This is a genomic window from Bradyrhizobium sp. Ash2021 (assembly GCF_031202265.1).
In the GTDB taxonomy this organism is placed as follows: Bacteria; Pseudomonadota; Alphaproteobacteria; order Rhizobiales; family Xanthobacteraceae; genus Bradyrhizobium.
Map to the genome: position 1 here is coordinate 7,535,389 of NZ_CP100604.1, position 14,133 is coordinate 7,549,521.

At 61.2% G+C, this 14,133-nt stretch carries 12 protein-coding genes; 2 read left to right on the forward strand and 10 right to left on the reverse strand.

What is annotated here, in order from left to right; genetic code table 11:
- Positions 1–225: 225 nt before the first annotated feature.
- The 8 genes from NL528_RS36260 to NL528_RS36295 form a co-directional block, all read right to left on the reverse strand.
- On the reverse strand, positions 226–609 hold the full coding sequence (locus tag NL528_RS36260; protein WP_309185138.1) for a cytochrome c family protein: 384 nt from the start codon (positions 607–609) through the stop codon (positions 226–228).
- Between the two features lie 104 nt (positions 610–713).
- Positions 714–1,712, reverse strand: a complete 999-nt coding sequence (locus NL528_RS36265) for an FAD:protein FMN transferase (protein WP_309179176.1) — start codon at positions 1,710–1,712, stop codon at positions 714–716.
- A gap of 13 nt (positions 1,713–1,725) precedes the next feature.
- Entirely contained in the window at positions 1,726–2,274 is a 549-nt protein-coding gene (locus tag NL528_RS36270) for a nitrous oxide reductase accessory protein NosL (RefSeq protein ID WP_309179177.1), read from the reverse strand.
- Positions 2,271–3,098 (reverse strand): ABC transporter permease subunit, encoded by an 828-nt coding sequence (locus NL528_RS36275; RefSeq protein ID WP_309179178.1) that lies wholly within the window; start codon positions 3,096–3,098, stop codon positions 2,271–2,273. The genes NL528_RS36270 and NL528_RS36275 overlap by 4 nt, the downstream gene beginning before the upstream one ends.
- Positions 3,095–4,003: an ABC transporter ATP-binding protein gene (locus NL528_RS36280; RefSeq protein WP_309179179.1), complete on the reverse strand. Its 909-nt coding sequence runs from the start codon at positions 4,001–4,003 to the stop codon at positions 3,095–3,097. Before NL528_RS36280 ends, NL528_RS36275 begins: the two co-directional genes overlap by 4 nt.
- Positions 4,000–5,328, reverse strand: coding sequence for a nitrous oxide reductase family maturation protein NosD (locus NL528_RS36285; RefSeq protein WP_309185139.1), 1,329 nt, complete (start codon positions 5,326–5,328; stop codon positions 4,000–4,002). The genes NL528_RS36280 and NL528_RS36285 overlap by 4 nt, the downstream gene beginning before the upstream one ends.
- Before the next feature lie 62 nt (positions 5,329–5,390).
- Complete coding sequence (nosZ, locus tag NL528_RS36290; protein WP_309179180.1) at positions 5,391–7,337, reverse strand: TAT-dependent nitrous-oxide reductase; 1,947 nt, start codon at positions 7,335–7,337, stop codon at positions 5,391–5,393.
- 17 nt (positions 7,338–7,354) lie between these two features.
- Positions 7,355–9,667 carry a 4Fe-4S binding protein gene (locus NL528_RS36295; protein ID WP_375144094.1) on the reverse strand — a complete coding sequence of 771 codons (2,313 nt, stop codon included), beginning with the start codon at positions 9,665–9,667 and terminating at the stop codon, positions 7,355–7,357.
- 180 nt (positions 9,668–9,847) lie between these two features.
- On the opposite strand from NL528_RS36295, the gene NL528_RS36300 reads away from it, so the two are divergent.
- Both NL528_RS36300 and NL528_RS36305 read left to right on the forward strand, forming a co-directional pair.
- Positions 9,848–10,744 (forward strand): ferritin family protein, encoded by an 897-nt coding sequence (locus NL528_RS36300; protein WP_309179181.1) that lies wholly within the window; start codon positions 9,848–9,850, stop codon positions 10,742–10,744.
- Between the two features lie 39 nt (positions 10,745–10,783).
- On the forward strand, positions 10,784–11,341 hold the full coding sequence (locus tag NL528_RS36305) for a hypothetical protein (protein WP_309179182.1): 558 nt from the start codon (positions 10,784–10,786) through the stop codon (positions 11,339–11,341).
- Positions 11,342–11,440: 99 nt separating this feature from the next.
- Here the strand turns inward: NL528_RS36305 and NL528_RS36310 are convergent, their stop codons facing one another.
- Both NL528_RS36310 and NL528_RS36315 read right to left on the reverse strand, forming a co-directional pair.
- Positions 11,441–11,719, reverse strand: coding sequence for a high-potential iron-sulfur protein (locus NL528_RS36310; RefSeq protein WP_309179183.1), 279 nt, complete (start codon positions 11,717–11,719; stop codon positions 11,441–11,443).
- 492 nt (positions 11,720–12,211) lie between these two features.
- Positions 12,212–13,999, reverse strand: a complete 1,788-nt coding sequence (locus NL528_RS36315; RefSeq protein ID WP_309179184.1) for a class I poly(R)-hydroxyalkanoic acid synthase — start codon at positions 13,997–13,999, stop codon at positions 12,212–12,214.
- Between the last annotated feature and the right edge of the window lie 134 nt (positions 14,000–14,133).

Here is a 14,133-nt window from a genome sequence, read left to right on the forward strand (position 1 = left end):
TTGCCAGGATGTCTTCGGATAAGGCGTCGTGAAGACTCGAGTCAACCCGTCACATGGTGGCGCGCATCACAGCGTCGATGGCGTAGCGCGCTCCCAGCGCCGGATGCGTACGAAGCATCTCATCGAACATTTGAGATAGTCCATTGGGACACGCTTGAGGGTCAGATTTTTCCGAACGAGAGCGCGGGGGCTGAGGCATCCAATCTTGTCGAATACCGGTTTCGATTACTTCTTCTTCCCGTCGGCGTCGAACTGCTTGAGGAAGGCGACCAGATCGTTGGTTTTCTGCTCATCCTTGAGACCAGCATAAATCATCTTGGTACCGGGGACTTTCGCTTTCGGGTCCTTAATGTACTCGCGGAAGGTGGCCTCATCCCAGGTGATTCCGGAGTCCTTGTTGGCGGCGGAATATGCAAAGCCGGCAACGCTGCCCGCCTTGCGGCCAATGAGGCCATTGAGCACCGGTCCGACGGCATTCTTTGCGGTATCGCCGATCTGATGGCAGGTCTTGCACACGCCAAAGACCTTCTCCCCGGCTGCGGCATCCTGGGCCCTCACTTCACCAGCGCCTGCGACCGCCAATAGTGCAACGAAAACAATTCCTCGCATCCTGTTCTCCTGTTTTGTTGGCTTCTTGGGGAGCAGACATCGTTGTCTTGCTGGTAGAATTCGGTCGATCTGACGGCTCGGACGGCCGACGAGACCAGCATCGTTCAAGCACCGCAGACAATCAAGGTTCCATCTGCTTCGACGATGCGAGCCTGCAGATTCGGCCGGATAGCCACGATATCGCGGATCCGCGATAATGGCATCAAGCTGAATGCGGTCGAAAGCGCATCCGCTTCGGTGGCAGTTGGCGCGATAACGCTCAAGGTGCGGTACAGCGTCGGGCTGCGCCCGGTGGCCGGATCGAACAGGTGCGTAAAGCGGCCAGCCTGGTCGAATCGAAATCCTGCGCCCGCAGTCGTCGCGACCGCGCGATCGACGAGGTCAACCGTTTCGGTAAGCGCACCCGGCCTGTCAGGATCGGCAAGACCGACGCGCCATGGTGTGCCGTCGGGTCGCGCTCCGATCGCGCGTATCTCTCCCATATTGACCAGCGTCGTCGATAACCCTGCCCGTCGCAGCGTCTCCACCACACGATCGGTGGTGTAGCCCTGCGCGATGCCGTTCAGCGTGATTGCCGCGCCGCGCCTGGTCAGTGCGATCCGGTCGTCGCCTGCCAGAAGGCCCCGGTGCCCGACTTTCGCCAGAACTTCTGCCAGCCGCTGCGGCGAAGGCCCGTTCGGATCAGGCCAATCCGAGGTGAAATGATCTGCATAGAGCTGCCACAGCGGCTGCACCGTCGGATCGAACGCGCCCCCGGTGAGCCCGGCAAAGAACAGCGAGGCCTTTAGCAGCGCGACCATATCGGCCTCGGGAGAAACGATAATGCCGGTGCGGTTGAGCGCGCAAATTGCCGAATCGGTTCGGTACAGGCTGAATTGCTGTTCGAGCCGGCGCACCTCTGATAGACACCGCTCAACGAGGCGCTCGGCCTCGACCCGGTCCGGATGATGGATCTCTATCGACACCTGCGCGCCGAGCGCCGATCCGTGCCACCGCACCGGCTCGACCGCCTGGGCGGCTCGGCCGCCGATCAGAAACGTTGCCCCGGCTGCGCTCGCAGCAATGGCAATCATACGCCGCCGGGTGAGATTGGTGTTGTGCATCGGCTGGTCCTCGTCAGTTGAGCCGCACGTTCGAACGATCGCGTTGGCTCTGGTCGCCGGGCGCGTCGCTGCCGAGCACATAGGCTCCCGGAATTTGCGTGAACGTCACGACCCGGCCGCCATTGTCGGCGGCAAAGGCATCGGCGGCCTCGCGATTTCCGAATGGCACGGCCTCGGCCGCGCCCATTCCACCCTGCTTGCGGCTTTCGATCACGAAGAGCGCCTTGCGCGCGTCGATCCAGTTCGTCGCACCGGGGTCTTCCCAGCTTGTCGCACGCGCCATATCCGATACGTAGATCACGCGGATGTCGCGGGGCTGGTCGGGCATCAACGTAAACGCCACGGTGTCGCGCACCGACGTGAACCAGAACGGGTCGATCCGGCCCGCGGTGATAATCTGCCCCTTCGGTCCTGGATGTTCCTGCAGGCTCATGCCGCAGAACACGCCCATCGCGTCGCTGGTGAGGGCGACAGGCGGCGGAATCACCGAGTTGGCCGCGTCCTGATTGCAGCCGGTCAACAGGATGATGGCGGCAAACGCACAGACGATCCGCGAGGTCATAATTCCCTCCGTGCAAAGAACACCGTCGCAAGCCCCAGCGGCGCGGCGGTCCAGACCAGCAAGCCCATTAAGAGCGCGCCAATCCCCGTACTCGTCGTCCCGGCAAGCCCGGCCATGCCCGAGAACTGGCTGACGTTGAAGCCGGTCAGATTGGTTAGCCGGTAAAGATCGGTGGGGTTGAGAAACAGCAGCGCCTCGAGGACGGGCGCCGAGATGATGCTCCCTTGATCAATCACCAGGATGCCGAGCAGCGCCATGTCAAATACCAGCACCATCAACAGCCATATACCCACCGAAAGGCCCGCAGCGGTGCCGCGATCGCGAACCAGGCTGCTGATCAGGTATCCGATCGCGACAAAGACCGCGCCGAGCAGGATCGAGGTCCCGAGCATGGAGGCAAAAGCATACCAGCTCGCCGCCGGTACCGAGGCGCCGGTGATGGCAAGCGCGGCCGCCGCCGCGCCATAACCGATCACAGTGGCGAAGGCGAGGATCAGCACATGCCCGCAGAATTTTCCGAAGATGACTTGATGGCGACCGACCGGATAGCTGAGCAGCAGGATCATCGTGCCGCGCTCCATCTCGCCGACCACCGCGTCGTGCGAAATCAGGAGCGCGATCAGCGGCAGCAGAAAGATGGTGAGGCTCGACAGGCTGACGACAACCACGTCAAGCTTGTCGGCGCCGACGTTGCCCGTCGGCGCACTGCCGAGAAATGTCAGGGACAGCGCGAGCGCGGCCAGCAACAGCGTCGTTGCGAGAACCCAGCGGTTTCGCAACCCTTCCTGGATTTCCTTGCCAGCGATGATGATAATCGTCCTCACGCGGCATTCTCCTGCGTATGAAGGAAATGAGCATAGAGGTCGTCGAGCGTCGGCGCAGCGATTTCGATATTCGTGATGCGTGGATCGTTGGCGGCTTCCCGTAGCAACTCCATCTTGCGGGCCTCATCCGGCACCAGAATGATGCGACCGTGCGGGGTCGGCGCCGATGACCCGTTCATCCATGTGGGAGTACCGCTCGCGTCAGGCGCGAGATCGAGCGAAATCCTGATCGGCAATCGCGAGATCGTGCGCAATTCCGCCAGCGTGCCCTGCGCCACCAACACGCCACGGTTCATGATCAGGACGTGTTCGGCGCGACCCTCGAGTTCATTGAGCGCGTGCGACGAGATCAAGATGGTTGCACCGTCGTCGCGCAACTCGTCCAGGATTTCGTAGAATGTCTGGCGTAGCGCAGGGTCGAGTCCTGTGGTCGGCTCGTCGAGCAGCAGCACGCGCGGTCGCCCGAGGAGCGCCTGTGCCAGCCCCAGGCGTTGCCGCATGCCTTTGGAGTAGGTTCCGACCCTGCGATCGGCCGCGCCCGTCAAGCCGACGCGATCGAGCAGCGCCCATCCCGTCGCGGGCTTGATCCGCTTTAGGCGCGCGTAGAACGAGAGCGTTTCGCGCCCCGTGAGTGCGGCATTGAAGGCAACGTTTTCCGGCAGATATCCAAGCAGCCGGCGTGCCGAAAATTCGCCCGCCGCAGGGTCCTCGTTCAGCACGCGGACCGCGCCGCGGTCGGCGTGAATTAGTCCCAGCATTAGTTTGATCAGCGTGGTCTTGCCGGCGCCGTTGTGGCCAACCAGCGCACTGAGCCGTCCCGGACCAAGATCGAACGAGACGCCGCGCAGCGCTTTTACCGCGCCATAGCTTTTCTCCACGCCATTCACGGACACGGTAACGGTCATCGCAGGCTCCGGCTGACTGATGGTCGCGGCGGTGGCGCGATAAGAGGATGGGTATCGACGACCCCGCCGGGATAGAGCGCCGGAAACTGGGCCTGGGCCCAGCGCAGCACCTGCACCGCGGGGCTGTTGATCAGGACCTTCGCCGACGGCGCCGTCCACAACACCCGGTCAACCAGATCGTTGGGCCGGTAGGCCGTGTCGGCGATACCGTCGCCATTGAGATCGAACGCCGGATTGTCGCTCCAGTAATTGCCGCGGCCGCCCTTCGACCAGTCAAGGTCGCGGGTGCCGACATATTTCACCTGATTGCGATTGCCGACAAAGGCGTTGCCGGTGATCTCATTGCCTTCGGAGCCGGCCGTGAAATGGACCCCGATCCCGCAATGCTCAAACCAGTTGTTGCGAATGCGGTTGTGGTTAGTGTTGTAGATGAACACGCATTTCTCCGGTCCGGACCGAAGGCCTTGCGCAGGCTTTGCTTCCGGGACCATGCCCTTCTCCTCGTCCGGACCCTCATCCCGGCTGCTTGTGATATTGTCGAGCGAGCCGCCCGCAACCAGATTGCCGTCGATCTCCGAATAATTGGCGTAGTTGAACAGCACCCCGTAATCGCGATCGCGATCGGAGATATTGCTGCGGATGACGAGCCGGTTCGAATACATGATGGCGTAGCCGACGTGATTGCCGACGGAGATGTTGCCGCTCACTTCGCTGTCATTGGTGTACATGTAATGCACCGCGAACCGCACCTGCTCGAAGCGGTTGTTGATGAACCGGTCCTTGCGGCTGGAAATCGTGAAGATGCCGTCGCGCCCGTAGCGGAAAATATTCTCGGCGATGGTGACATCGGGCGCATTCCAGAGCGACACGCCGTTGCCGGCCTCGTTGAGACGCCCGCCGCGCACGCCTTCGACGATGTTGCGCTCGACCCGCGAACCCGTGGCGCCATGAACATAGATGCCGAACAAATTGCCTTCGAAGCGGTTGTTCTCGATCAGCGCCCGCTCCGCGGTCTTCTCCAGGTACACACCGGAATCCATCGTTTGCAGATCGTGGCCCGATCCCCTGACGGTCACGCCGCGGATCGTGACGTCCGGCGCGGTCACGGTGACGACGTTGCCTTCGCCGCCGCCGTTGAGCACCGCGCCGGGCCGTCCAGCCAGTACCACACGCCGATCGATCCGGATCGCGCCCTTGTATTCGCCTGGAGCAAGCTCGATGACGTCGCCATCCTGCGCCCGGTCCAGCACAGTCTGTAACGGCTGTTCCGGCACAGCCTTGAGCGTCTCCGCACTGGCGAAGCCCGAGGCTCCGGCGGCGAACATCGCCGCCGGAATAATGCGCAGGTAACAGAGCAGGTATCGTTCCCGTCTCAAGCTGTGTTGTCTCAAGAGGTTTTGGGCTCGACCAGCATGCGGCCCTTCATTTCCATGTGCATGGCGTGACAGAACCACGAACAATAGTACCAGTAGACGCCCGCCTTATCAGCCGTGAACGACACCGACGCCGTCGCCATCGGCGCGACTTCCATCTGGACGCCGTAGTTTATGATGCAGAACCCGTGCGTCAGATCCTCCACCGCATCGATGTTGGTGATGTAGACCGTGACCTGGTCACCCTGCTTGACCTGGAATTGCTCGAGACCGAACGCGGGCGCGGTGGAGGTCATGTAGACACGCACCTTGTTTCCGTCCCGGACAACCTTGGAGTCGGCTACGAGGTCGACCCCATCGGCCTTGGCCTGCTTGACCGCGTCTGCAAACATCGGATCGGCACGATCCCAGATCGAAATCGGGTTGATCTTGGAGCGATGAACGATGGTGGCGTCATGCGGCTCTGCAAAACTCGGACCGTCGTGGATGAGGACCATTTTGTCGCCGGAGATATCGATCAGCTGATCGTTCTCGGGTTTCAACGGGCCGACGTTGAGGAACCGATCCTTGGAAAACTTGTTGAGGGAGATCAGCCATTTTCCGTCCGCCTCCTTGGTCTGGCCCATCGAGGAGTGGTTGTGGCCGGGCTGATAGTGGACGTCGATCTTCTGGATGATCGGGTCGACCTTCTCACCCTTGAACGCGCGCTTCGCCAGATCGATGTTCCACTTGCAGACCTGGCTGTCGAGGAACAGGGTCGTATAGGCGTTGCCCTTGCCGTCATAGGCGGTGTGCAACGGCCCAAGGCCAAGTTCGGGCTCCGCGACCACGACGTCACGCGGCTTGATCTTGTCGTCGAACAGCTGGTCGAACAGCCGCACGTCCATCACAGTGACGGTCGGCGAGAGTTTTCCGGCCGCGACGACATGGATTCCATCGGGCGCGGTATTGATGCCGTGCGGATTGTTGGAGACCGGAACATAGCGCGTATAGGGCGATCCATGACGGCCATCGATCACGGGGACGCCGTTCATTTCCTTGAAGTCGCCCTTCTTCACCGCCTCTTCGATGCGCTTGAGATTGAAGATGACGACCCAATCCTGTTCGTTGGCGGTCATCTCGGCCAGGGTGACGCCCTCTTCCGAGTTGTAGCAGGTCGAGAAGACATACTTGCCCTGATAATCAGAGTCGACGTTGTCGAGATTGCCGTCGACAATCACCTGCCAGGCGACTTTCATGGTGTCGCCATCGATCGCGCTGAAGATCGCGTGATATTGCTTCGGATCGTTGAGGATCTTGCCGTCGTTTGGCAGCGGCACGCTATCCTCGCCGTTTGCGTACACATAGCCGGTGCGCGGGTATTTCTGCAGGCGCAGGCCGTGTACCGTATGCTGGTTCGGCAGCTCGATGATCTTGTCGCACTTCATGACGTCGAGCCGCACCCGCGCAACCCGGGTATTGGCCTTGTCGTTCATGAAGGCATAGCGCCCGTCATAGGTGCCGTCGGTGAACGAGACATGCGGATGATGCAGGTCCCCGTTCATGTAGGTGCCGCCGCGATTCTTGAGGAATTCGCGTGTCTCGGGAAGCAGCCCCTCGGTGAGGACCTTGAGGCTTTCGTTGGTCAGTCCCCAGCCGGTAGCGCTGCATCGGTTGAACACGGGAACACGCATCAATTCGCGCATCGACGGAAGCCCAACGATGCGCATTTCGCCGGACTGGCCGCTGGAGAAGAACGTGTAATATTCGTCCAGCTCGCCCGGAGCCACTTCGGCTTTCTGAACAGCGGGTCGCGCGGCGGGAGCCTTCGGCGCCGCTGTCTTGGTCTGCGCGTCGGCAGTCGTGATGATCCCGTCCGTGTCGAGCGCAACTCCGCCCGCGAGGCCCACGCCCGCTGCCGCTGCAGTGGTTCCGAGCAAGGTACGCCGGCTGACGCCTTTTCCGTTTTCATTGTCGCTCATGATAGCCTCCTAGGCTTTCAGGTTGCAGGTAGTGATGGGGTGACGGGGGCGACCGGCGGCAGACCGATGGGCTTGCCGCCCGCGGTGATGATGGTGTTCGGCCCTTTGCCGCCGCTGCGCATCGAGGGCGACGACAGCGCATCGCGCTTCTCGCGCTTCAGCCGCACCTGGATCATGTGCGGGCAGCGGTGGTCGTCGAAATACAGTTCCTGGCAGTGCATGCAGTAGATGCACTCATTGACGTTGATGTGACCTTCCGGATGAATCGCCTGCACCGGGCATTCCTTGGCGCAGCGCTGGCAGGGCGTGCCGCATTCCGGCCAGCGGCGCAGCCATTCGAACATCCGGATGCGGCCCGGAATCGCGAGCGCGGCGCCAAGCGGGCACATGTAGCGGCAGAAGAAGCGCTCGACGAACAAACCGGCGGACAACGTGGTCAGGGCGTAGACCACGAACGGCCATTCGCGCGCGAATTTCAGGATAATCGCAGTCTTGAACGGCTCGACCTCGGCCAGTTGTTCCGCGAACGCGGTCGAGTACAGCGACATGCCGAACAGGCCGAGGAAGATGATGTACTTGATCGGCCACAATCGCTCGTGGAGGCCCCACGGCAATCTGTATTGCGGGATCTTCACCGCCTGGGCGATGTTGTTGAGCAATTCCTGCAGCGCCCCGAACGGGCATAACCAGCCGCAGAACGGCCCACGCCCCCAGAACAATAGCCCTGCGGCAATCGAGGCCCATAGCAGGAAGATCAACGGGGCCGACAGGAAGTATTCCCAGCTGAAGCCGGTCAGCAGCGAATTGGCGAAGGTCAGAACGTTGACCACCGAGAGCTGGGCATTCGCATACCAGCCGAGCCAGACCAGGATAAACAGCAAATAGCCGCGGCGGATCCACGCATAGACCCTGGGACGGCGGACCAAAGCATTCTGAAAGAAGAAGATCAAAGTCAGCGCACCGAGCGCGACGATCGTCGTGCTGATCTTGACGACGTCGCCGCGCCAGATCTTCATCCACAGAGGTTCATCTTCGGCAGCAGGCCACGTCCAGTTGCCGCTGCCGGCGAGCGCTGATGGCACCGAAGTCTTCGTAATCGTATTGGCGATCGTCTTCGGAGAAGATCCCTTTACTGGTGACGCAATTGCCCCGTCCGGCACCGGCGCACGCTTTACGTAGGCGTCCGGAAGCTTGTAGCCGAGATCGAAAGTAAGCCAGGCTTTTTCCCTCGTGCCGACCACGCGTTGGACCAGCAATTGAAGTGTCCATGGCTCCGTCGGGTCGAATGTGAAATCTGGCGGCACCGTGAACAGGGCAATCTCGGGAAAGTCAGGCGCGCCTTCGGCTTCAAGACTCCCCAGCCGCGTGTGGTCGCGATCGCGGAAACGGACACTGTTCGTCTCCTGGATCAGTTCGATGCGGTCGAATATCCCGCCGCGAACGTAAGCAGCTCCCTTGAACGAATACCGGCCCGATCCCGCGACGATCAACGCCTGTTGTCCCGGCTTCAGCCGGCCGGACAGCCGCTTGTAGCCGTCATCGCCGAGCAGGCTGCGGCCGATGGTCGGCACCGCGACGTCGGCGACATAGAGGTCGATGAATGTATCGTCTGGATCGCCCTCCTCCGGCCGCGCGGCGGCCGCCGCATTTTCGGATTTCTCGAAAGCCTTGTTCACGTCGGCAACGCTGAGGTTCAGCCGGCTGACGGAGCCATCCCCGACGAGGCTTTGCCAATCGCGGATCTCACTTTTTCCGGGATCGATGGCCTTCGCCGCCTGCGGCGCCGCGGCGGTGACCGCGTTGCCCCCTGCGCCGAGCCGTCCGCTCTTGATGAGCTTGGTCGCGGAGCGGACGATGCTGTCGCCCATCACCAGCACGGTGACCGTTGCACCGCTGACGATGTCGACCTGCGGTGCGGGCGCGGCGCCGCGCGCGACGGGGTCCATGTCCGTGCCGATCAGCTTGTTGACCGCCTCCAGAATGCGAGCGACCGGAATGCCCACCAGCACGATGGGCTCTTTGTGCTCGACGAGCTTGAGACCGGTCAGCACGCCCTTCGGGGTGATGCCGATCAGGAGCTGAATCGGCTTGCCGGAATAGCCGGTCGCATTGGCAAAGTCGGAATTCAGGTAGACGAAGCCGAGAAGTTGATCATCCTTGTAGGCACCGACAATCGCGGGATCGCCTTGCGGCGGCCCAAAGCGGTTCGCGCCGGGAACCAGCTCGGCCGGCTCGGCCTTGCCGAGGTATTCGTTCAGCCGTCCCGCGGCGCGCGCCTCGCCGACGACGGCAATCCAGCCGAGAAGGGCCAGGACTCCAACAAGGACAATGAAGTTGACGGGTTTTCGCAAGGCCCATGTTCCAGAATTGCGCAGAACGCCGTTGTTCTGGATTGCGAGCTTCAAAACAGCTTAGGATTGATCTAGGGCACCCAGCAAGGTTGTTACTTGCGCTGGATCAAACTCGCAGCTCTCTGTTCAGTTCAAATTTGTTGCTGGATGGAGCCTGACATGCGCAGCGAACCGCTTTTGACCACGGTACCTCCCGCTCCCGTGCGGCGCCTTGCCGAACTCTACGCGATTGCATTCGATTTTGCGCAAAAGGCGGCTCAGCGCTATGGCACCCTCGCGGAACGAATCGACGAAAGCTTTGGTTCGGTGCGTCGCGTCTTTGAGGTCCTGGTCACACGCGAACGCGATCGTGCCGACAGTTTGACGGCGGCCTGTCTCGGCGCCTGCGGCAAGCGTCCGGATGCCGCCGATCTGCGCTGGACACCGATCGATCTCGTTCCCGCGGCAGAGATTTCCGAAGTTGGGAACTCCGGATTGTCGACGCCCTACACCGCGTGGGCGCTCGCCGCCCGCCACCGCCAGCGCGCCTTCGTGTTCTGGACTTACGTCATCGCCCGTGCCGAAGACCCCGTGGTCAGAAATACCGCTGAAGGCTTCGCGCGCGATGCGCTATCCGACGGCAATCTGCTGCGCCGTGAGCGGCGGCTGGCATGGAGGGCCGAGCGGAAGGTTGCGGCCGACGAGAATGCGGCGGCTGACGGAGCCGACGAGCCCGCATCGGCAGCGCTGCTGGAAAGTCTTCTCCTCAGGGACATCATCGCGTGGTCGCTGGGATTGACCCCCGCCCAGCGCGACCGGGTGCTGGCCATGGATCGTTCCCGGCTGCCGCCGTATTTCCTGGCGGCGCCCGAGGGGACCGACGTCGAACCCGCCTCGGGAGACATCGAACAGGTCAAGCAGCGCGCACTGCGCCGCGCCGAGCAACTGTCGAACATGTATCTGGACGATGCGGATAGCGCCCACGACCAGGACAGCATGGAGCTTGCGCAAAAACTCGCCGCTCAATCGATCATGCGGCTCGCCGGTCTGCGAAATATTGCCTCCGCCGCGCAATGAGCGGGACGGCGTAAGGTGTTGAATGGCGCGCCACGGCCGATGAAGATGCGCGTTCGAGGGCACGCAACCGATCACCGAAACGATCGAGATCGGCCTCTGGGTGATTCCCCTTGTCCTCACCGGGCTCTTTTGGCCCGCCGTCTGAAGCATGATCCGGACGACAATGTGACTGGATTGATGAAGGAGAGCAACATGCTACGCATCATTGCAACGGCTGCATTGGTTGGATTGATGTCCTGTGCTCATGCGCAATCCGCACCGCGCCCGCTGCCACGAGTCTTTCTCTCGCAAGGCGAATGGAATGGCGCAAAACTTACCGACAGCGGCCGCCTTCTCATCGGCGACGCCGTCAAGGATGCGGTCGACGGCACAATTACGCAGATCAACATCAACGGGATGGCGGATCTCGCCTCGAGCCCGGTGAGCCAGCGACGCATGTCGGATGCGCGCGTGAAAACGACCCAGCATGAACTCATCCGCATCGGCGTAGCCGAGCAGGAGATTGGCGTTCAGGGCGTCGAAACCGCCGACGGATCGGTTCCGCCGCCATCCGGAGAAGCGGCGACAAAGCGCGTCGTTATCGTCGTACATTATTGAGCGTTGCAACGCGCTTGGCGGGGCGCTGGTGGCGCTCCGCGCTGTTAGCGCGTCAACCAATTCGGTGGCCCTAAAGACGCGCCGCTGGGCGTTGGATTGTTACGACGGCTTCTTGACATATACCATGCACCAGCCCTGCGGGGAGACCGTTCCGTCCACGGTTTTGCAGCTTGAGGGGGCTTCGAACAGCTCGCAATTTTCGCAGCTTGCTTCGCCCTTTGGTGTGTCCTGATACTTTACGGCTTTCTGCGGTACTTTGGCCGCCTGCGCAGGCGTCGCTGTTCCCAGCACCGCGGCGGCGCCTGTGGCCGATGCCCCGGCGACGCCGGCGGCAATCGTCAAAATCCGTCGACGGGAAATTCCTTGCGATTCTGTCATGACATACGTCCTGCGATGAGAGATATCTCGTGTAGCAATGATGAATCCATTGGGCGTCGCCGGATTCGACAGAACCCTGGAGCTAACCTGCAGCCGCTTACATCTGCCTTCATCTCTCAGCCTCCTTGTGTTCAATGCCGTTACTACGATTTCTAGGGAACTCGCGGACGCCGGCGTGCTTCCTGGGACGCCAGACTGGTTTGAACCAGTGATGATTTCCAGTCTCCTCGATCGCCGTGATCCAGGCACGCTCGAAGGCGCTCTTCGACGTTCTGAAACGTTCAATCGCTTCCGCACATAGCTCGCCCTTCGTCCGTGTTTTCTCGGACGATTCGCTCATAACCGAAACCAGCCAGTCATGGCACAGCTTCCGCTGTTCATCCCCTGCGTCGTAGAGCGACTGGTGATGCGGTGAAAGTTTGCAAGTCACGGCTCTGATCGCTCCTCAATCCGTTCCTCAGTGACGATCGTCGAATCTGTCGCCGCGCACCATCAATTCGACTTCTGTTTCACATACCGCCCGGGCGCAGCCTCGATTACCGGATATTGCTCGTTGCCAGCTCGTGTTGGTGCCGGAACGATCCCGCTCGAATGACGCTTCATCCAGGCATCCCAGTCGGGCCACCAACTTCCGGCTTGCTCTTCTGCGGCATCAAACCAGCCCTGCGGATCTGACTCGTGGTCGTCGTTGAGCCAATAGCTGCGCTTGTTGCGCGCCGGCGGATTGATGACGCCGGCGACATGCCCGCTGGCCGCAAGGACAAACCGCGCTTCTCCGCCGATAAGGTCCTTCGAGCGAAACGCCGACTTCCAGGGGACAATGTGGTCCTCGCGCGATGCGAGAAGGTAGACCGGTACAATAATCTTCGACAGATCGACCGGCTCGCCGCATTGTGTGGTTTTGCCGGGGTCCTTGATGTTGTTTTCCAGATAGGTGCTGCGGGTGTACCAGCAGTACATCGGTCCAGGCAGGCTGACACTGTCGGAATCCCAGTACAGCAGGTCGAATGCGTCGGGCGTGGCGCCCTTGAGATAGCTATCGACGACATAGCGCCAGATCAGGTCGTTGGCGCGCAGCGTGCCGAAGGTGAACGCCAGTTCCTTGCCGGGAAGGATGCCGCCCTTCCCGATCGTCGCCTCCCGAAAGGCGACGGAGGCGGCGTCGATCAGGAGGCCCATTTCGCCGGTATCGGAAAAGTCGAGCATCGTGGTCAATAGCGATATGGTAGCAAGCTTGTCCTGTTGTTTCGCGGCCAGTACTGCCGCCGCACAACTCAGGATGACACCGCCAACGCAAAACCCGAGCGCATGCGTCCGCTCGGCACCAGTGACGTCCAGGACCACGTCAATCGCCTTGAGTGGTCCCATCTCAAGATAATTGTCCCACGTCAGGTGGCCGATTTCGGCGACCGCGCTGCGCCACGAAATCAGAAAAACCTGGTGCCCTTGAGCGACCGCGTACTCCACCAGTGAATTGCCCGCGCCGAGATCGAGCAGATAATACTTATTGATGCAAGGCGGGACCATCAGGAGCGGCGTCTTCTCGACTTCTCTCGTTTGCGGGGTGTATTGTATTAATTGGATCAGCTCATTCTCGAACACCACCGAGCCAGGAGTGATCGCAAGATTGCGGCCGACCTCGAAGGCTGTCTCATCAACCCTTGTGATGCGTCCCTTCTGAAGGTCGTCGATCAGATTCTTCATACCGTCCGTAAGGCTCGCCGAGCGGGTTTCGATGGCCTTGCGGATGACTTCGGGATTGGTCGCGGGAAAATTCGCCGGACTCATCGCATCGATATACTGGCGGGCATAAAAGCGGAGCTGCATCTTTGTTCTGTCATCGACCTGTGCTTGATCGACGAAATCGTGCAACTGCTTGGAACCCAATAGGTAGGATTGCTTGAGAAGTTCATAGTACGGCTCGTCGTGCCAGGCAGCGTCCTTGAAACGCTTGTCACCTTTGGTCAAAGCCGCGTTCAAATGCGCCCGGGCCCCAATGGACTGCAAAAAAGCCGAATTCCAAAACTTCCAGACCTGCACGAGATACTCGCGCTGTAGATCGGCCATCAGGCTAAACGGGAAGAACAGGCGCCCCGACGCGGGCGTTTCCAGGGCTTTTACGCCGATAGCCGACGCGAGAGCGTCGTCGAATTGCCTCACTGCATCCTGCCCCGCATGCATCAACCTACTCAGATATTCCGACGGGTCAGCGGACGGTAGCATGCTTTTCATGGCGCTCTCCGTAGCAACGAGATCCGCGCCCGGCATGAGTTGAGCCATGCGGCGACCTCATCGCGGAAACAGCGATGGGAATGGGCGCCGGCACAGCCGACACCGGTCACCAACCATCTCAACGCGGCCCTGACTCCTGCCCCCCAGATTCGTTGCCCGGGCCGGACCATTGATGTCATCAT

Excerpts from the sequence above, each read along its gene's own strand:
- NL528_RS36260 (WP_309185138.1), bottom strand. The coding sequence starts at position 609 with ATGCGAGGAATTGTTTTCGTTGCACTATTGGCGGTCGCAGGCGCTGGT.
- NL528_RS36265 (WP_309179176.1), bottom strand. The coding sequence starts at position 1,712 with ATGCACAACACCAATCTCACCCGGCGGCGTATGATTGCCATTGCTGCG.
- NL528_RS36270 (WP_309179177.1), bottom strand. The coding sequence starts at position 2,274 with ATGACCTCGCGGATCGTCTGTGCGTTTGCCGCCATCATCCTGTTGACC.
- NL528_RS36280 (WP_309179179.1), bottom strand. The coding sequence starts at position 4,003 with ATGACCGTTACCGTGTCCGTGAATGGCGTGGAGAAAAGCTATGGCGCG.
- NL528_RS36285 (WP_309185139.1), bottom strand. The coding sequence starts at position 5,328 with ATGTTCGCCGCCGGAGCCTCGGGCTTCGCCAGTGCGGAGACGCTCAAG.
- nosZ (WP_309179180.1), bottom strand. The coding sequence starts at position 7,337 with ATGAGCGACAATGAAAACGGAAAAGGCGTCAGCCGGCGTACCTTGCTC.
- NL528_RS36300 (WP_309179181.1), top strand. The coding sequence starts at position 9,848 with ATGCGCAGCGAACCGCTTTTGACCACGGTACCTCCCGCTCCCGTGCGG.
- NL528_RS36305 (WP_309179182.1), top strand. The coding sequence starts at position 10,784 with ATGAAGATGCGCGTTCGAGGGCACGCAACCGATCACCGAAACGATCGA.
- NL528_RS36310 (WP_309179183.1), bottom strand. The coding sequence starts at position 11,719 with ATGACAGAATCGCAAGGAATTTCCCGTCGACGGATTTTGACGATTGCC.
- NL528_RS36315 (WP_309179184.1), bottom strand. The coding sequence starts at position 13,999 with ATGGCTCAACTCATGCCGGGCGCGGATCTCGTTGCTACGGAGAGCGCC.